12 protein-coding genes are annotated in these 18,348 nt (G+C 54.9%); 9 read left to right on the top strand and 3 right to left on the bottom strand.

Annotated features, from left to right (window positions below):
* Positions 1-83: 83 nt before the first annotated feature.
* Positions 84-611, top strand: a complete 528-nt coding sequence (locus tag AC13RM_RS24425; protein ID WP_488555718.1) for a P-loop NTPase family protein — start codon at positions 84-86, stop codon at positions 609-611.
* A 183-nt stretch (positions 612-794) separates the two neighbouring features.
* The gene (locus tag AC13RM_RS24430; RefSeq protein WP_488555719.1) at positions 795-1,280 is read left to right on the top strand and encodes a DUF4946 domain-containing protein; all 486 of its coding nucleotides are present in this window, start codon (positions 795-797) and stop codon (positions 1,278-1,280) included.
* Positions 1,281-1,401: 121 nt separating this feature from the next.
* Here AC13RM_RS24430 and AC13RM_RS24435 read toward each other — a convergent pair whose 3' ends face one another.
* On the bottom strand, positions 1,402-1,641 hold the full coding sequence (locus AC13RM_RS24435; RefSeq protein WP_488555720.1) for a LysR family transcriptional regulator: 240 nt from the start codon (positions 1,639-1,641) through the stop codon (positions 1,402-1,404).
* 638 nt (positions 1,642-2,279) lie between these two features.
* On the opposite strand from AC13RM_RS24435, the gene AC13RM_RS24440 reads away from it, so the two are divergent.
* From AC13RM_RS24440 to AC13RM_RS24470, 7 genes are all read left to right on the top strand, one after another.
* The gene (locus tag AC13RM_RS24440; RefSeq protein ID WP_488555721.1) at positions 2,280-3,728 is read left to right on the top strand and encodes a methyl-accepting chemotaxis protein; all 1,449 of its coding nucleotides are present in this window, start codon (positions 2,280-2,282) and stop codon (positions 3,726-3,728) included.
* A gap of 65 nt (positions 3,729-3,793) precedes the next feature.
* Complete coding sequence (locus tag AC13RM_RS24445; protein WP_488555722.1) at positions 3,794-4,654, top strand: OmpA family protein; 861 nt, start codon at positions 3,794-3,796, stop codon at positions 4,652-4,654.
* Positions 4,651-5,964 (top strand): EH signature domain-containing protein, encoded by a 1,314-nt coding sequence (locus AC13RM_RS24450; protein ID WP_488555723.1) that lies wholly within the window; start codon positions 4,651-4,653, stop codon positions 5,962-5,964. Before AC13RM_RS24445 ends, AC13RM_RS24450 begins: the two co-directional genes overlap by 4 nt.
* Positions 5,961-9,182, top strand: a complete 3,222-nt coding sequence (locus tag AC13RM_RS24455) for a DEAD/DEAH box helicase (protein WP_488555724.1) — start codon at positions 5,961-5,963, stop codon at positions 9,180-9,182. The genes AC13RM_RS24450 and AC13RM_RS24455 overlap by 4 nt, the downstream gene beginning before the upstream one ends.
* Positions 9,183-9,469: 287 nt before the next feature.
* Positions 9,470-10,678 carry a DUF4297 family anti-phage-associated protein gene (locus tag AC13RM_RS24460; RefSeq protein WP_488555725.1) on the top strand — a complete coding sequence of 403 codons (1,209 nt, stop codon included), beginning with the start codon at positions 9,470-9,472 and terminating at the stop codon, positions 10,676-10,678.
* A 10-nt stretch (positions 10,679-10,688) separates the two neighbouring features.
* Positions 10,689-12,356 (top strand): ATP-binding protein, encoded by a 1,668-nt coding sequence (locus tag AC13RM_RS24465; RefSeq protein WP_488555726.1) that lies wholly within the window; start codon positions 10,689-10,691, stop codon positions 12,354-12,356.
* A gap of 249 nt (positions 12,357-12,605) precedes the next feature.
* Positions 12,606-16,637, top strand: coding sequence for an NACHT domain-containing protein (locus tag AC13RM_RS24470; protein ID WP_488555727.1), 4,032 nt, complete (start codon positions 12,606-12,608; stop codon positions 16,635-16,637).
* Positions 16,638-17,280: 643 nt separating this feature from the next.
* Here AC13RM_RS24470 and AC13RM_RS24475 read toward each other — a convergent pair.
* Both AC13RM_RS24475 and AC13RM_RS24480 read right to left on the bottom strand, forming a co-directional pair.
* On the bottom strand, positions 17,281-17,724 hold the full coding sequence (locus AC13RM_RS24475; protein WP_488555728.1) for a hypothetical protein: 444 nt from the start codon (positions 17,722-17,724) through the stop codon (positions 17,281-17,283).
* Positions 17,721-18,227 (bottom strand): hypothetical protein, encoded by a 507-nt coding sequence (locus tag AC13RM_RS24480; protein WP_488555729.1) that lies wholly within the window; start codon positions 18,225-18,227, stop codon positions 17,721-17,723. The genes AC13RM_RS24475 and AC13RM_RS24480 overlap by 4 nt, the downstream gene beginning before the upstream one ends.
* Between the last annotated feature and the right edge of the window lie 121 nt (positions 18,228-18,348).

An 18,348-nucleotide genomic window follows, 5' to 3' on the forward strand; every position in this document is an offset into this window, starting at 1 on the left:
AACTGCCGCCGCTTCGGCTTTCGATATTGAATTGAATTTCACCGTCGAGTCTAATCTGCGGTGCCTGAACGTAGGAGAGACCATTGAACTCGGCGCATCTTGAACACCTCCGGCGGATACTGATCTTCGGGAACGGTGGAGCAGGTAAAACATGGCTTGCTCGTGAAGTCGGCGCCATCATCAAACGTCCCGTTGTTCATCTCGACGACTTGCGTTGGGTTCCCGGTCAGTATGGTGTGGCGAGAGGTAACCAACTCGTGCTCCGCGAGGTTGGCGACGCCGGAAGAGCCGAGACCTGGTTGATGGAAGGCGTATACGGCTGGCTGGCGAACGCCGTCTTGTCACGGGTAACCGCGTTGGTTTGGATTGATCTTCCAGAGGAAGAATGCATTGCCAACGTGAAGGCCAGAGGCATTCAAGGCGGCGGCAGCGAGGAGAGTTTCCAAGAGCTTATCGAATGGGTGAGAGAATATCGTCACCGGGAAGACTCCTCGACCTGCTATTTGGGACATCAAAAGCTGTTCGATGCATGCTCAGCCTCAAAAGTGATCCTGAGGAGCAGGGAGGATATTCGCGCATATACCGAGAATGTCCGTGCGCTTTTAGCATAGACAGCAAGCGGTCTGGCACAGGCGCCCATCCGGATGGAGGCGGGATTAATAGACATTGTCTGCCGGCATCGGTTATAGCCTTCGCTAGATTTATCTCTCAGGCGCCCCACGAGATTGAGCATTGAATTGAAGACGATGTCTATGCGTGCCTTTTCTGCCATACTGATCATGGTGCTTTTGCCGATGGTGCCGGCCGCGGCCGCCTCTTCGATCACGTGGCCACAAGGATGGGAATTGCGGCAGTCGCCAGTGCCGACGTCGAACTCGGGGGAAAAATTCGATGGTTCGAACAGGCTGGCGGTGAAGCTTGACAAGTCTGGACAGATGCTTGCGGTGCTGAACCTCATCGTGCTTGCGATCAAGCAAGGCGATAAGCCCACGCTGGAAAACCAGACGGCATTGCTGGCCAATACCATGCACGCCGCATATGCGGAGAAGGGAATGACGTCGTCTTGTCAGGAGCCGCAAGACACGACGCTCGACGGCTTTCCGGCTCGGCAGATGCGATGCACGGTGTTGAAGGATAAGGCGGATGTCCTGGAGCAATTGTTGATCGTCACCATCGGACGCCACACGGTGCAAGAGTTGAGCCTTACCGCGTCGCCGGCCAATTTCAAAACTTACGAGCCGGATTTCATTGCGACCCGCGACAGTTTGCGGATTGATTGAAACTTCCGGGGCGGGGCCTGGCGAATGGCACGCCACCCTGAGCATCGGTGAGCATCCTGGAGGGCCGATGGGCTAGATGCCGGCGTCATCCCGGCTAGTCTCGGCGGCCAGCCAGTTCAGCCTAGGAGTGATCGCGGGCTGGGCATATGCGTCGCGGCATCACCGCCGCCCGGAACCCATCGGCTACTCTCATAAAGCCGATGGGCGCGACCACGCGTCCCGAGGCGATGTCGACGCGGACCAATCTCTCCTCGGCCAGCGCCACGTCCTTGCCGGTGACCGTCGCATCCAGGGCGAGGAAATGATGCACGTGCTCGACGAGCCTGTCGGACTCCACATCTTTCCCGAGAGGTGTTTCCATGCTTCCCACGTGCGGGTGGCACCTTTCTGGAAGAGACGCACGGGAGCGAACCAGCGATGCTCATCGCGTTTCATGAGATAGCCGGCAACGTAGACTGGACCATAGAGCGTGTCGCCCAGCCGCGGATAATCCTTGCAGGCGTTGTGATAGCCAGCGAACCGCGAACGTCGTGCTTAGCTCTTCACCAAGGGCTGCGCTTTCGGTCTCAAGCTTTGCATGTCTGACTTCAGCCTGTTCCGCTCGTTTCAGCAGGAAGTCGCTGAGCAAGCGCTTATGCAAAGTTCTCTCATGAGGTGACTGAAGATGCCGCCACCCAAAATGCCCCACTTACCGTGGCCAGCTGGGACAGATTTCGTGGGAACGCCGGCGCAAACCGGCAGGGAGTGGATGGTGCAAGTCCATTGCGATGAAGGAGTGCGATCTTTGTCGACCCAAAGTGACGTGCGGGAAGTTTTGACAGAGGACCATCCAAGCCAACAATTGCGCCGCGAAGAAAGAGTGTATTATTAGTGTAACGAACACCACTTTCGGTAGATTTCAAGCGGCTAGGCTGTTGATTCGGCAATAGCGCGCGGATAGCCTGATTATTGCCTTGGTCGATTTAGCTCCGTCGCCAGGCTAAGGGGGCTTCGAATTTAATGAATGTAATTTTTGTGGGTCTTTGGACGCGCGATGCGGTTCTATGGGCCGCTTCTGTACTCAGGCAGCCTTATGCGCCTGGCATCTTCGTGGTCGTATTAGGTTTTGCACTGGTTGTATGCCTCTTAGTTTTTTTCCGAAGTATGCGGCGGAAGCGGGCTGTACTGAACAGAGCGACACGGGAAATCAAGAAATATGGTGGACCGAACGAATTTCTTCAAAACGCAGCGCAGCTATCCAATGTAATAGGCCGATGGAAGGGTGCTGATGCGCAGCACTTTGCGGCGACCTGGGAGGAATTCCGTGAGACGACGATAGAGCCAAAGCCTGGCGTCTCGAACGGAATCCAGAATTCCTTCAGGCCTTCAGTGTTCTTCAACCTGGACGAGATGGGATTTGGGGTCACGAGCTGGCGCTTCGTCCCGGGGCTTTTCGTCTCCGTTGGCCTCGCCGCGACCTTCCTTGGACTTATCGCGGCGCTTCAGCAGACTGGTGAAAGCCTTCAGACCGGGGGAGACCAAGCCAAGGTGATGTCAGCTCTGACACAACTGCTCACGGTCGCGTCCGCCAAATTTATTATGTCCCTGACCGGGCTGGTTTGCTCCATCATCTTCACCCTGGTGCTTCGTTATTGGTCGAACAGCCTGGATGGATCGATGCGTAAGCTCGTCCACGCGATCGAGCGAAGGATGAATTTCGTCAGCCTCGAAGACTTGGCCAGCCGCCAGCTCGAGTCGATCTCTGGCTTGAGGGATCATATGCAACAGCTCAACCATGAGCTTATCGCAGCAATCTCGGCTCCGCTGGAAAAGGCGGCAAGTGCCGGGGGCATCCAGGTCAGTGAGATGGTCAGTCAGATCAGCGGCACGCTGGGCACCAGCGTTACGACGGCAATTGCATCGATCAGTGACAGGATGGAAGCAGCAGCTGAACAACTGTCGGGGTTGGCGGCCGAGATCGGTACGGCTGCGGAGCAGTTCTCGACAGCGGCCGAGCGTACGGCCGTAGGTCTCGATGGCGCCGCACGGCGGTTGGAAATCGTCTCCGATAATCTCGCCAGGACGGGCAACGGGCTCGCGGAGGCATCGGGTCCAATCCTGGAAGCTGCTGGGAAGACGGCGCGTGCTTCGCAAGACATTGCGACCTCGAGCACGGCGATGGTGGAAACGATAAAACAAACACTTGGGACGGAAAAAGACGTCGTCGTCGCCGCGGCAACGGCAATTCAGCAGCAAATAAGCCAGTTCGAGGCACGAGCCGCAGCTTACGATGGTGATCTTGAACGAGCATTCAAAAAGTTCACCGATGAGATCAGTCGTTCGATCAGCGAGGTAGAGGCCCATTCGAACAACGTGCACGGACAGTATGCGGAAGCACTGTCGACGCTCCAGGCCGTTATCGAAAATGCAAAGGCTTTTGAGCCCGAGAGTTTGAGGCCGACAGCGTGAGAGGGACAAGACTATCCCACCGACATGAAGAGGAAGAAGAGTCGGTCTTCGTATCGATGGCCGACATGACGATCAGCTTTCTCTTTATCATCATGATTCTGCTGGCGTTCTTCGCCAGCCAGTTTAGCGTCTCCGACACCGTTCCGCGGGCTCAGTTCGAAGCGATGCGCTCACAAAAGGAGCAAATGGAGAAGGAACTGCAAGCCGTCCAAACCATCGTGGGAACCCCAGACCTTTCCGTCGCTCAATCCGTCCAGAAAATGAAGGACGAACTAGAACGGCTGCGCCGCCAAGTGTCGCCCGATAGCAGGAACCCAATGGAAGTCTACAATTCAGCCGTTTCGGAGACGCGCAAGGCACTTCTTGTCGGCCTTCGTGATCAGATTAACCGGCAAATTCCAGGCGTGAACGTCACGGTCAGCAGCAATTTCGATGCACTTCAGTTCCAAGGCGACGGGCTCTTTGCCTCCGGAAAAGACATCCCTACGGCAACTGGCGAAGCTCGCATGCGGCAAATCGCAACCATCCTGGACAAATCTCTGGGGTGCTTTTCACTTGGACCAAGAAGCTCATTCCATGCGGACTGTAATGACGGATACGCACTGATCGACGCGCTTCAGGTTGAGGGCCACACCGACAACCAAGGCACGGACGATCTGAATATGGGCCTCAGTGCAAACAGGGCCGCCCAAATCTTCTCCCTTATGACGAAGCAGCAGCCCGGTTTGCTGCTCTATCAAAACCGCGAGACGCAACCCGTCCTATCAGTTGCCGGTTTTGGGAAAGGACGTCCGATCCAAACCAACGTGACCGAAAACGGGCGTGACGCAAATCGCCGCATTGATCTTCGATTCATCATGGTCGTGCCGACCAAGGCATCGGATATCGATGCGATCAAGCATGCCCTGGAGGGCGTGGGCAAATGACGCTGCTTACCGCTCTTCGAACCACACGTCAGGTATTGAAGCGAAAGGACGGCGCGTCGGATCTCGCCGACTTCTCAAGAAGTGTTCAACGTGTCCGGGACCGGTTTCCCGGCTACAAGAGCGAAACTGCCCTGAACCTTGAAAAGGCCTTAGACAAGGTCGAAGCGGCATCCCGGTCGTGGGACTGGACCAAGGTGAAGCAAGGCGAAGTCGCTCTGGTGATGCAGGCGGCCTTTTCCCGGGATGTCGAGGTGAGTGAGGCGGTTGAGAGCTTCCTCGACAGGGAAGCAGAGGCAACGACAAACCCCTCCCTCCTTAGTGCGATCTGTCAAACGCATTTTTCGAGCTGGGAGAGAGGCAACTCCCGAACACGTCGGTTGGCACGCATCATTCAAAGCAGGAGCCAGTATCTCTCCCGCAACTGGATAATGCTGTTCAGTGCGCTGCCGCAAGTCCTGGACGTGGAACAGGGACCGGAGCTTATTGCTCAGGAAATGATGAAGCAGACTGACCCGTACAGGTGGCTCAGACAGTCCGGGATCGTTGCGCCCCATTCTGGCAGCCTCATGAAGGACGTCAATTTTGCTTTCCTTCGAAGCCGGGAGCCGCGAACTCTAGCGGACGTTTCCCGTATATTTCGCTGGCTTTATCCCTCGGAAGCTGTCGCGGCGGAAATAGATTGGTGTGGTGCCGCAGCCAACGCTTTACTTAAACCGTGGCTGGCTGCGGAACCGCCACCTGAGGTCAGACAAGAGCTATTAGATCGCCTCGTCGGGCTCTATGGCGATCCGCGCAATGCCCAAGGCGGATTCTGGCCTCTGGTTGATGATTCCTGCAAGCAGTTGATCATGCGGTGGTTAGCGGGCAAAAGCATGGATGCCTTGCTTGAAATCATCACGACATCGACCAAAAATCATATGTGGGCGCCACGTCACGATTTCTGGAAGGGGCTGTACAACCGCGGTGTGATCGATGAGGCGTGGATTGCTCTCTCTCCGTCGGCCGCCTTAGAAGCGAAAGCCAAGCATACGGCGACTGGCGACCCAATCTACACGATGTTTGGCAATCAGCTATCTAGACGCAAGGAGACCTGCCTCCTGATTATGCGCATCGGCAATTTCATTGTGGTTGAGGGTTCGCATGATTATCGAGTCCACATCCACAGCAAGGATCTCGTACCGACGTCGCTGCTTTACCGACGTCAGTATGACGCGGAGGCAATGACCTTCTCTGTGAATGATCCAAGGGCAAGGATCCATGACGCGTACGGCGGCTGGCGGCGGTGGGTTGAAGAGCAGGTGCTCGGGTGATCAAGTTTTCCTTCCGATACGACGCAGATTTCGCTTATCTTGAGGTCCAGCCGGAAAAGCGTGGGATGCTTGGATTGCTGCGCGGCAAATCCAGTGCGGACCTCCTTGCTTTACCGAAGGAAGAGCGAGAGCTTTCGATTGCCCTGTTTCGGCTGCGTCACCTCGATCCGGAAGGGCGATTGCATAGTGTATCCGCCAACGGTCTGTGGTTGGCACATCCACTCGTCGTCCGGCTGGATTCGCTGACCGCTCGGACGCTAGGCCTTCCGGACCTCATATCGAATTTGACCTTTAGGGCATCGATGGTTGGCACGGTCGGCAGCCCCGATTTCCGCATTCAGTGGTGGTGGGAGCAGAACGGGCGAACGGTATCATTGCCGCTCGTCGGAGCTTTCGTCGGAGCGCAATCGAAACCGATGAGGCTTCCGGCGCCAATCTACGAAGCAATCGAGATAGCTCGTGAGGTTCGACAGGGTACGAGCCTGTCAGACCACTGGCTGGCGCTCGGAGAGTTCCGGCGGCTTTTCGATTCCAAGTTCGCACTGGCGTCAGATGCTCGGCTCGACGGCCTACTGAGAAACATATCGGTGACGACCACGGATGCCATCGGGTTGGCCTTGGATGAGGAGGACGACTCGGTTTTCCGGGCGGTGCCTTATGTATCGCGTGATGTCGCAAGTTCCGAAAACGGCCAAGCCTCAACTGCCGTCATAGGTCACGAGCTGGCGACGTTTCAAGCACTTGCTGTACAGCGAGGCGCTCAGCCGGCCTATCGGGTGGGGGACGGGAAGTTTCTGATCTTGGACCGATCAGCAATCCCGGTGCTCAGCACCATTGCCGAATATGCTCGAAAGGAGCCTGAAGAGCGTCGCGCCTTTATCGCGAACGCTGGTCGCATAATTTCCGAAGCGATTGAGCGCCAAATGCGAGACGATGGGCGCCTGACGGCACTCATGTCGATCGAAGCTCGAACGGAGAGGGTTGAAGAAGAGGCCGCCAAGGCTTGGGTCGAAACGCCGGAGTGGGTTTCGCGCGTTACGGGAATTGCCAAGTGGAAAGCTATGGCAATCGATCCGATGATGGGTTCAGGCACAACCTGGCTGCCTTCAATGTCCGAAACGCAGCTGGGTGAATACCTGGGGCTCATTCCGGATGAGGATCTGGCCGACCTTGTCGAGGCGATCAAAACAGCCATGGCGGCCGGTGAGGGCTCGGTCATCCACGCAATCGGCCCGATACCAGTTACGGAGTTTGTGGTTGAAGCTTTGTCCCGACGACTTGCTGAGTTCCTGAGGCAGAAGATCGTCGATCCGGTCGGAAGCCAGATTGATGCGTATCTGCCGGTCACTCACGACAACTTTTGGGATCTGGATTACGAGGGAGGCGCGGAACCCCGTAAAGACCTCGATTTTGAAGAAGTGCCGCCAGAAATCACAACACCTTTACAAATGCATCAGCGGTCTTCTCTTCTCTGGCAGTTGAACGCCTGGAAGATGGGTTTGCCGGGTATTCTGAATGCCGACGAACAGGGTTTGGGAAAGACCCTACAGACGATCTCGTTGATGGTGTCGCTGAAAAAGAAGATGCTTGAGGGGAGCATTGCAAAGCGACCTTTCCTCATCGTCGCCCCGACATCCCTTTTGCTGAACTGGGAGGCTGAGCTAACTCGCCACCTTGTCTCAGGATTCATGGGTACACCTGTGCGCCTGTTCGGCGATCACCTGTCGACTTATAAGAAAGAAGACAGTTCCGGACAGGACATCCGCGAGGGCGAAGGACAGCTCGCGCTCGACAAGATCCTGGCAGCTCAGGACGGTATGGCTGTCGTCATTACCACATATCAAACTCTCGCGAACTATGCGATCAGCCTCATGGAGCTTCAGTGCGCAGTCGCGGTATTCGACGAAATCCAGTTCATCAAGAACCCTACAACAATGCGGGCGATTGCGGCAAAGTCTATCCATGCGGACTTCAAGATCGGCCTGACTGGCACGCCGATCGAGAATGCTACTCATGATCTCTGGGCGATCATGGATCAGCTGTTCCCGGGAGCCTTGGGAGCCCGGGCGCAGTTCAAGCGCATTTTCGATCTACCGACAGAGGAGAACATGACCGCCCTTCACGGTGCGCTATTCTATCCCCAACACGGCAGACCGCCTCTAGCTCAACGACGACTGAAGACCGACGCTGCTCCACAGCTTCCCACTAAAGTCAGAGTGCTCCATCCGCGTGAGATGCCCGCCGCACAGATGATAAGATATGACGAGGCGCGGAGTAGGGGTGGCATGATCCTCGCGCTCCTGCATCATATCCGGAGAACATCGCTTCACCCCGGCCTCTTGGACGGCGAGGCTCCAGACGATTTTGTCGCGTCATCAGCCAGGGTGGCGGCCGCGATGGATATTCTCAGACACGTAAAAGAGAAGAACGAGAGGGCTTTGGTGTTCGTCGAAAGCCGAGACGTCCAAGCCTGGTTTGCCGAGCTGATCCGCCTCGAGTTCGATCTGCCCCGGGTGTTCATCATCAATGGCGACACCACCATTGATGCTCGCAAAGAGATCACTGACCGGTTCCAGCGCCACCTTCAGGAGGACAAAGGCTTTGACGTCCTCGTGCTTGGACCGCGGGCGGCGGGAACCGGCCTGACGCTGACGGCCGCAAACCACGTCATCCATCTCAGCAGATGGTGGAATCCGGCGGTCGAAGAGCAATGCAACGACCGTACCCATCGTATCGGGCAAACCAAGCCGGTCACCGTCCATATCCCGCTGGCTGTTCATCCGCGACTTGGACCAGGATCTTTCGATTGTCTGCTACAGCGTCTGATGAAGCGTAAAAGATCGTTGGCCGAGAGAGTTTTGTGGCCCGCAGAGGCGACTGAGGGGGAGACAAAGCTCTTATATGATGCCGTGATTGCCGGGAAGGCTGATCGAGTCGAAGATCAGACCGCAGCGGTGAACAACGCCAGCTTGGAGGGACGTGACGATCTAGTTAGTCATTTCCTGACTGAGAACACGATCCGCGTCAAACCAAAGCGGGGAGGGGCCAGCGTTCTCATTTCTAGGGATCAGCACATCTCGGCCAAGGTGTTACAAGACGATGACGACGCCGTGGTGATTACGATGCACCCGGAGATCACCGAACTTCCCAAAGCTGGCGTTCCGCATTCTCGTTTGATGTCGACATCACTGTGGCCTGATTTCGTGCTCCCGGAGTAATCAGGAAGGCTTTTTTCAGGAACGTAGGACTCAAATTAAGGCATATGGGCGGACAGCTTCAGCCAGGGCTACTCGCTTGACTTCCGGTCCCCGGAAAATAGTGAAACGCTGTTTAACATGCTGGATCGTGAAGTCGCCCGTGTACATAAACCGACGGCCATCACGCCGAGCACTCGATTGCAACGGTTTCAGGCGAGGTCGGTTATTTGCGCGCCCAGGTAGATCTGTAATGACTCCCATCCGCAACTCTGGCAGATTGTTGCAAAACCTTGGTGAGTCGAAACTTAATGACGGACCGCAGCGCAGTCGCCACCATCGCGGGATACTTCTACCAATTCGACCAGTCGATCCTGCGGCTTCTCGAGCTTTTGCGAGATTCCGATACGATAGACGTTGAGTGCATCGAAGACATCGACGTTAGAACCGCTACGGAGACTACTGCCGTTCAATGTAAATATTATGAGAGCTCTGAGTATAATCATTCGATTATCAAATCAGCAGTCATCTACATGCTTGTTCATTTTCAGGCCAACAAATTGAAGGGCCTTCCACCCGTGAAATACCTAATTTTCGGGCACTATGCATCGGGGCAACAAAAGTTAACGCTGCCAATCGCGGTGGATTTCCTCAAAGAAAATTTTCTGACGTACACCGAAAAGAAAATCGTAAAGAAAAAATATTCGGAATTGGGACTTAGCGATGCGGATCTTCAAGATTTCCTATCGCTGCTTACAATCGACTTGAATGCTCCCAAATTCTCGGACCAAGTTGCGTCAATTATCAAGAAGCTCATGTCAGTGTTCGCTTGTAGCGATTTCACCGCGGAATTTTTCTTTTATAACAACGCATTGCGAGTCATCAAAGATCTAGCGATCCAACGGGAGCCAAGCAAGCGCAGGATTTCCAGGCGGACGTTTTTGAAAAAGATTGATAGCTCGAAGATCCTTTTCAATGAGTGGTTTGTCGAACGCAAGGGGAAGCAAGCCTATCTAAAAGCGCTGCGCTCCGAGTTCTTTACGACGATGAATGTCACACCTTATGAGCGTTTCTTTCTGATCGAAGTTGATACCGACGATTACAAGAGAAGCGATCTGAAAGAGCTCTTCTTCCTCATTGCCCACAAATACTCGAAGCTCTCGCGGCGCGAGAAGACGCCATTTTCGCCATATGTTTTTATATCAGGTATCGCGCCATCGGAGCTGCTTGCGCTCAAGAATGAGCTTCACCGGGAGGGCTTCGCCTTTCTCGATGGTTTTGACTTCAATGGCGCCAATTTCGACGCCGCTTCGGTGTCGCGAAAGGCTACTCATGACGGTCCAAAAATCAGGATCATCGATACATTGGGCGACGTCGAGACAACCCTTGGCGTAATTACCAAAACGCGTAAAATCTACCAGTTTTACGACAAAGTCCCGTTCGCCCAGATCGGCGATCAATCGATTGCCCATGTGCAAATCCAGGTAGAGCACTTCAACGACATCAAGAAAATCATCTAGGGGGCCGGTCGTGGCTGACATTAACGCGGAAGTTATTGCTGTATTCCCAAACAAGGTTCGCATCACAGTTGACGATCTCGAAGACTTCAAAATTGCCGAAGAGTCTCTGAAGGTCGGTTCTTACGTTAAGATTGCGGACAACGAGAATGCTGTCCTAATTGCGATTATCGAGAACTTTCAGATCGCCGTCTCAAATGACGGCGAGCGCAACTACGTGATCGAAGCTTTCCCCTTGGGAGTTCTGCGTGACGGCAAATTTGAACGAGGTGGCGACTCCCTTGCGATCCCACCCAAGGAGGTTCAGCCCGCCACGATTGAAGATATTCGAAAAATCTATGGGACTTCCCTGGCTGCGGATGACCGCTTTGCGTTCAGTCGCCTATCAACCAACAGAGACGTTGAAGTTCCAGTGAATGGAAACAAGTTCTTCAACAAACACATAGCGATTGTTGGATCTACCGGATCAGGTAAGTCGCACGCGCTTGCGAAATTAATTCAAACAGCGATCGCAGCCAAGGGCGACTTCTCGCTCAACAATTCGCATGTGATCATTTTCGATATTCATTCGGAGTATCGGTCGGCGTTTCCTGAGGCAAACTTCATCGATAGCAGCAACCTCGTCTTGCCTTACTGGATGCTGAATAGCGAGGAACTCGAAGAGTTCTTTCTCGACACCGAAGCGAACGATCATAACCAGCGCAACATCTTCAAGGAAGCCGTTGTCCAAGACAAACAGGCTCATTTTAAAGGGCCCGAAAACGAGAAGGACCTCGTTCATCTAGACACCCCAACGCTCTTCGACATCAAGAATGTCCTCAAGTACGCCGTGGCTAAAAACTCGGAGATGATTGATAGCGGAGAGGTCTACGCATCCTCCAATAAGGAGAAGGCAGGCCAACCGAAGCTGAGCCAGGGAAGCCTATTCGGAAAGCTCACGAATTTTGTGAATCGACTGGAAAACAAAATCCTCGATCGGCGGCTGGAATTCTTTCTCGGCGCGAAATCGAAGGCGATTACATTCGAGGAAACCCTTCGTAGCATCTTGGGATATACTATCCCCAAGCGATCGAACGTTACCGTCATTGACTTGAGCGGCGTTCCTTTCGAGGTCCTGAGCATTACCGTCTCCCTCATCTCGCGAATTGTCTTCGAGTACGGATATTTCTACAAACGCCTGCGCTCAGGTAAAAATCCGGAGGAGAGGATCAACAACGACGCGCCTATTCTGCTCGTATACGAGGAAGCGCATAAGTATGTGCCGAATAGCGAGCTGTCGAAATTTAGATCATCAAAGCTTTCAATCGAGAGAATTGCAAAAGAGGGGCGCAAATACGGCGTCAGCTTGCTGCTTGCGAGCCAGCGGCCGTCTGAAATCTCGGAGACGATATTTTCGCAATGCAACAATTTCATTGCGATGCGGCTGACCAATCCCGTGGACCAAGGTTACGTCAGAAAGCTGCTGCCTGATTCACTTGGAACACTGATCGACAAGATGCCTTCATTCCGCCAAGGCGAAGCCCTGCTTGTTGGCGAGTCGATCATCCTTCCTTCGGTGGTTCAGATCGATGTCTGTGACCACCCTCCCTCATCCAACGACATCCCCTTCTGGGATCTTTGGAAGGAAGAGTGGAGGGACATCGACATTGATAGCATTCGAAAAGAATGGCTTAAGCGCTAACGATTTACGGGACCGAGTTGATGAACTTCATATGGTGTGGTTCCGCACCCGAGGCAGAACTCTATGGCCGGATGTTGGGCTACTCTGGGGAGTACGTATCGCAACCCGCTGTGCCGGAGCGACCGTGGGTATACTCAAAGCCAAATAGCCTCCGTCAACCCTGCAAGTGCATAAGAAGACGAGCTGGATCTAGCGGCACTCTCCGTCTCCGGTTAAGCGCTGGCTGCAATCAGAGATAGGTGTAGTCCTGTGGTAGAGACGTTTTCAAAAACCGAAAAGTCTCCGAAATCCAAGCGCGAGCGTCCGAAGAAAGAGGCGCCGGCCGAACGCCGAATAGCGGGGGGCGCTGCGACTGGAGGCGGGATAAATTTTCAAGCGACGGTTACGGCTATCGCTTACGCCTATACGCTACGCGGGCGACCGCTGAAGTGGCTGGACGGATTGCAAGAAGACGTCCCTGTCTCGGTCGCCGCGGAGACCGGCGACGGGGGCGACGACATCCAGTTGATCCTGCGCGGCAGCAGGCGTTGCGATATTCAGGTCAAACGTGGGCTGCGTAGTGGAGACGAACTCTGGAATTCGCTGTTGGCGATGGGAGCCGCCGTTGCGGGCGGCAAGATAGACTTTGGCGTGCTCGCGGTATCCTCGAGTAGCAGCAGGACTATTCGTGAGGAACTGTCGAAAGCAATTCCTAGGATCGGCGATGGTCGTACCGATAACTTGCCGGAGATCGCGGAGCTGTTCATCACTAAGCTCACGACCGCGGCTCTAGTACCAAAGCAGGTCTGTCGGGCGCTCCGCATAATTACGGTTTCGGCAGCAATCCATGACAACGCATCGATCGCGGCGGCCCAGGCTGAACTTGGCCACATCTGTCTCGATGCTGCGGCGATAGACGCTGCCTGGAACGTACTGTACCGGGATGCAGTTGAGCTGATCGACCATCGTGGGCGCCGTGAGTTGTCCTCGCTTGTTCAGTTGCTCAATGCCAGCAACATTGCGTTAGCCACTGACGGCGCGTCACCCGCCGCTTTGCTCTCTCATCTGGCGGAGTGGACGATCAAGACGAATACAACTTTCTCGATTTTGGGTGTCAAAAAGCGGCTGCGGCTAAAGGAGGCATGGATACCGCTGCGCGCAGTCGTACATAAAGAACAAGAACCTCATACCGATCTGATGGCCGCGCTAAACGCTTATCAGTTGTGGCATGATCGCGAATACTCGCGTGACGCAACAAAGGTCGATCCAGAAACGCTTGGCCGGTTCATCAAGCTTGGCGTTCTGGTAGCCGGACCTGGTATGGGAAAAACGACCCTACTGAGCCAAATAGCCAAGTCTTATGCACACGACGGCATTCCAGTCCTTAAGGTAAGGCTCGTTTCGGTCGCAGCCCGTATGCACAGCGGCGAGACATTCGAGGAAGCAGTATTTTCGCTAGGCCTTGCTGGCAGTATGATCTCGCCCAATGTGGCGAGAGCGGCCGGCATCCGCAACTGGGTGCTGCTTTGCGACGGTCTCGACGAAACCGGCGCAGCCCAGACCCAGATTGCGTTAGCAGCGGAGCGTTTTACGCTGGGGCACGCGGAATGCCGGGTCATTGTTACAACCCGGCCGGTCGGATATCATGCCAGCAATTTCAGCGCTTGGCGGCACTACGACATCGTGCCCCTAGACCGGCACTCTGCCTATCAGGACTTGGCGCGACTTCTCCGCGAAATAGGAGGCGAGGGATGGAAATTTGCAGAAGATGCCGAGAGGATCGCTAAGGCCGAATTGGAGGAGGATGCCATTGCTAAAGCGGTAGCGCGATCGCCGCTCCTGCTCGCACTGGGCGCATCGGTAATCGCACGAGGCGGTTCGCTCGGCGTGAGCAGAAACCGCCTCTATCAAGAACTCGTCGCCCTCATTGACGATGCGCCTAATTGCAGGGTGCCGGAGCCGCCGGCAGAATCAGCTGTACTTCGCAGGTTCTTGGATATCCTTGGGTGGCAGATTGTCTCTCATCCAATTGCACCAGTCGACATCGTGATCGAAAAATCCGCGAATATCCTTGCTGATGAACTGGGAATGAGGCCACTCGCAGCCCACGCTGCGGCGCAATCTTATTTGCGGTATTGGCAGGATGTTGGACTCATCGAACGTATCGGCCTGGAAGATACGGTGACGCTCACTTTTCTTCATAAAACGTTTAGCGAGTTTGCAGCCGCGCGGTTTCTTGTGGCAATGCCCGCCATTGAAAGAACTGCCGTTCTGTCATCTATTCGGAGCGAAGACAATTGGAGTGAAACGTTGGATTTCGCGGCGATGCTCGGCATCGGCGAGGAAGTCTGCACCATTCTCATGGACGGCATTGCGCATGATGCTCCCGGAATCGCTAGGGCGGTTCGTTGCCTTGAAATTTGCCGCGAAGCGGACCCGGCACCGGACGAACAAGTCCGCACTGCGATCCTCGATTATGCGATCGAAGCACTGCAGACACCACGCAGACAATGGGCGGCCGAGATCGGTATCGCGATGCTCCCTCTGGCGCGCCGCTTTCCGAAGGAGACCGCACCGCGTTGCGCATCTCTTGTTTCTCATCCGCAATATTGGACGCGATTGGCTGCCTGGGCGGTGCTGGCTGCGGCAGGGACGCCTGATCTCGACTTTTCGCGTCTGCTATCAGCAATCCAAGATGAACCTTTGTTGGCTATGAAGGGCATATGGTCGAGCCATAGCCGCAGCTTGGTGCTCGACTCAGGTAGAGAACGTGAACTGGCCCAAGCATTTGTCCTTGCCGGTGCGCGCCAATTGCTGGAACATTTTCCTGGAAGCGCGACCGACGAAGCCGTTATCGTCGCATGTCGCATTGAAGATCTTGGCACTATGGATTTCGTGCGGCGAGCTTCGCGGCTGCTGGAGGAATTTGGGAAGTCCGGCGATATATGGTCCTATAGGCTCCCAAATGCCTCGAGACTGGTAGGTTCGTCAGCGGATCTCTTTCAAGCGCAACGTCAGGCCGTCGCCGTGTTGCTTGACGCCATCGACGGTGGTGGAGGCACCGTCGAATTCCTCTCCACTGAAGCCCCCAGGCTGCTAAATCTCAGCGCATTTCTGAAGGTAACCGGCTATTTGGATCTTTCTCTGAGTGACATCTGGGAGTGGCGGAAGCCGTTCAATCCCGAGTCTGTTCGCGAAACGTTGCGGGCCGCCGTGGTGGCCTCGGGAATTCCCCGGGATGTCCTCGATCATGAAGTTCGCGTTGCGCGCAGCGCATTGGGGGAGAATGATACGTTCTCACGACTGTTCCAATTCATCGCCGAGGTAGATGTGGCACCGATGGATTGGAAAGCGGCCGCTGCCTGCAACCCGGATCTCGAAAAAATCGAGGCGGCGCTTTATCACCCCTCTGAATGGCTGGTTCGGATCGCTGCCCATCTGATCGAAGTGCTGTCAGAAAAGTCGACGTTGGAGATGATTGCCCGCCGAGCGATCGCTGTTGGGTACGGTGACACGTTAGGGGCTATCGCGGGATTAGTCGTCGATCTTAGCAAGGCGGAGATGACCACCGCGATCTATGATCGCTTGGGACGGGATATGTCCAATGGCTGCGATCATTTGCTGCTTGCACTTCCCAAGCTGGAGGCGTCAACGGATTCGCGACTAATGGCGGCCCTTGAAATCGCATTTCTGCGTGGCACGCTGACGACTGCAATTGCTGCAGCAGAAGTGGCCGCGCATTATGCATCACCCGACACGCAGGACCTGCTTACAATCCTCGACCTGGCTGCCGCATATTGGAAGATTCACGAAAAGCCTTATCCGAAATCCGACGGTATCGTTCCGCCTAGCCCCCGCGCCAAGATCGCGGAGGCAAGCGCCGCAATCTGTATTCCAACGTACGAAACCTTGAAGATCTATGTGGCAGACCCGCGATCGGATGTGCGTAGGTTCGGCGAAGATACTCTCGTCACGCGCCTGGGTGAACAAGCCCAATTGGCATCTACCTTCCTCTCGGACATCGAGGCTGGAACGTTGCCTTTTAGCATACTTGACAATGCACTGACGGGCGGTGTTGGCTGGGATGCGCACTCTCTTACCCAAGTAAAAGGATTTTTGGTCTCGACCGAAGTCCGCCTACGCTACGCGGCGATGGCGGTATTAGAGCAGCAGTACTGCACGCTTGATTTCATCAGAAGCGAAGCAATGCGGATGACGATGGATACTGACCGACATATCAAGGATCGAGCCTATCGCATTCTCGATAGGTTGCCGGCCCTGGACGGAAGTCGCTTCGATTAGCTCGACAGTTTTTGAGAATCGACCAGGGTGCTGCCGAGCCGCTCTCGGCCCCGAAATCGCTCACTCCATCCCGGCCGGCCGATGTCTGTTAGGGGAAGTGAGATGTATGGAGTTTGCAATAGCTCGGTCGTCGTCGACTCGATGCTGGCTTCGTGACCGAGGCATGTAGCGCGTTCGCCCAAGGCGATGGCCGAGTAAAAACAAATCGCGACAGTTGCGGAACTCAATTAGAAAATGAGTTTTCGTGCGAGACCCGGAGAGAAGCGATGTTCAGTCTAATAATGTCTCACAAACTCGACGAATGGAGGTATCATGTTGGACATCAAGGGGATGGGACGTTCTCGCTGTCCCGGTTCTCAAATACATCAACAATGAAATCATCGAAAGATTGCAACCGGTAACAGATGTATCACTCAACAGTCTAACTTGCCCACGGTTTTCATGAGCGAATTGACACCTGATCCCACAACCGGTGACTACTATGTTGAACTGCAGGTCGGACGGATTGATCATCACATGGCTGATGATCAGCCAGTCAAAAAGATGCAGCACGGCGGTCAGGCGCTGCTTTGTCGTCGGCGCGGCACGGCTCCTGGTCAGCTCCTTGACCCAACCGGCCACGGGGAAAGGCGGATGAGCTGGTTCATAGTGGGTCGTCTGAGGCCGTTGGCAGATTGCCCCACTCCAGCTCGACCGCCGGTGCCGGGCAGTTTGCTTGGCATAGGATGTTGAGGTTTAGCGTCCTCATCCGCAGAAACGTTACTTCATCGCCCAGGTGGGGAATGAACCGCCGGCGGATAAAGTTGGGATCCTCGACCGGCGTGATATCGACGAGCTCTCCACGAGGATCGCGCAAAACGGAATGAGCGGTGTAGCCGTGAAAATCAGCCCCACCTCCCATATAGGCTAACCATCCGCGTACGGCGGTATATCCCGCGTGATGATTGACCCAATAATCCACATTGGCGTGACATTCGGCCGCCTTCGGCTTCCAATCTCCGATGGAGGCCTCGGGCTCGTATCGGACATCGACCGCCGACCCGCTGCGGGCACAAACATCGCGTTCGTAGTCATCCCGCTCCATCATGGCTGTCCTCGAAAGTTCAAAACCGATGCCCGGACATATTGCGGGATGTTGAGGTAAGCCACCCAAGCTTCCTTGCCCTTATTGCCGCGCAGTTTCACCTCGCTGGTCAGCGGGTTTTCCGCCGGGTTTCCGCAGTCGGGAACAATGTGGATCGCGTGGACAATCTTATTACAGGCTTCGCGAAAGCTTAGCTTTTGCGATTCTTTGTCCTCGAGCAAGTCCGGCTGCAGCTCGCCACATGCCGTATCGGCAAGTTTGCGTGTTTTGTCCGCAGCGCCCATATGCTCCAGCTGGATCCGGTTGGCGATTGCCGTGCCGATCAGCAAATGGATGATCTCGTCGACGAACAGGTCGTCGCGCATCATCCGTAGCGGATCTTCTAGGTCATCGCCGGCCAGGTCAAAAATCCGTTCATCGCCGGCGAACAGCAAAAACAGCCGATAGACATCTCTCAAAGCGGTCGAGGCATTTAGCTCGAAATTGTTGCGACCGTTCGGAATCATGTCCTCTCCTATCTATGATAAAGGACATTATCACTGATAATCAGAGGCTCGGTGTCAACTGATCCGAGTGGCCGTAGGTTCGATTCTTTTCAAGGCGTACATTTACGCAATTCAAATCGTC

This window comes from Martinezella sp. CNPSo 3732 (genome assembly GCF_057784515.1).

What these genes read in the sequence shown, in the direction of transcription:
- AC13RM_RS24430 (WP_488555719.1), top strand. Translation starts at nt 795, where the DNA reads ATGGTGCCGGCCGCGGCCGCCTCTTCGATCACGTGGCCACAAGGATGG.
- AC13RM_RS24435 (WP_488555720.1), bottom strand. Translation starts at nt 1,641, where the DNA reads ATGGAAACACCTCTCGGGAAAGATGTGGAGTCCGACAGGCTCGTCGAG.
- AC13RM_RS24440 (WP_488555721.1), top strand. Translation starts at nt 2,280, where the DNA reads ATGAATGTAATTTTTGTGGGTCTTTGGACGCGCGATGCGGTTCTATGG.
- AC13RM_RS24445 (WP_488555722.1), top strand. Translation starts at nt 3,794, where the DNA reads ATGACGATCAGCTTTCTCTTTATCATCATGATTCTGCTGGCGTTCTTC.
- AC13RM_RS24450 (WP_488555723.1), top strand. Translation starts at nt 4,651, where the DNA reads ATGACGCTGCTTACCGCTCTTCGAACCACACGTCAGGTATTGAAGCGA.
- AC13RM_RS24460 (WP_488555725.1), top strand. Translation starts at nt 9,470, where the DNA reads ATGACGGACCGCAGCGCAGTCGCCACCATCGCGGGATACTTCTACCAA.
- AC13RM_RS24475 (WP_488555728.1), bottom strand. Translation starts at nt 17,724, where the DNA reads ATGATGGAGCGGGATGACTACGAACGCGATGTTTGTGCCCGCAGCGGG.
- AC13RM_RS24480 (WP_488555729.1), bottom strand. Translation starts at nt 18,227, where the DNA reads ATGATTCCGAACGGTCGCAACAATTTCGAGCTAAATGCCTCGACCGCT.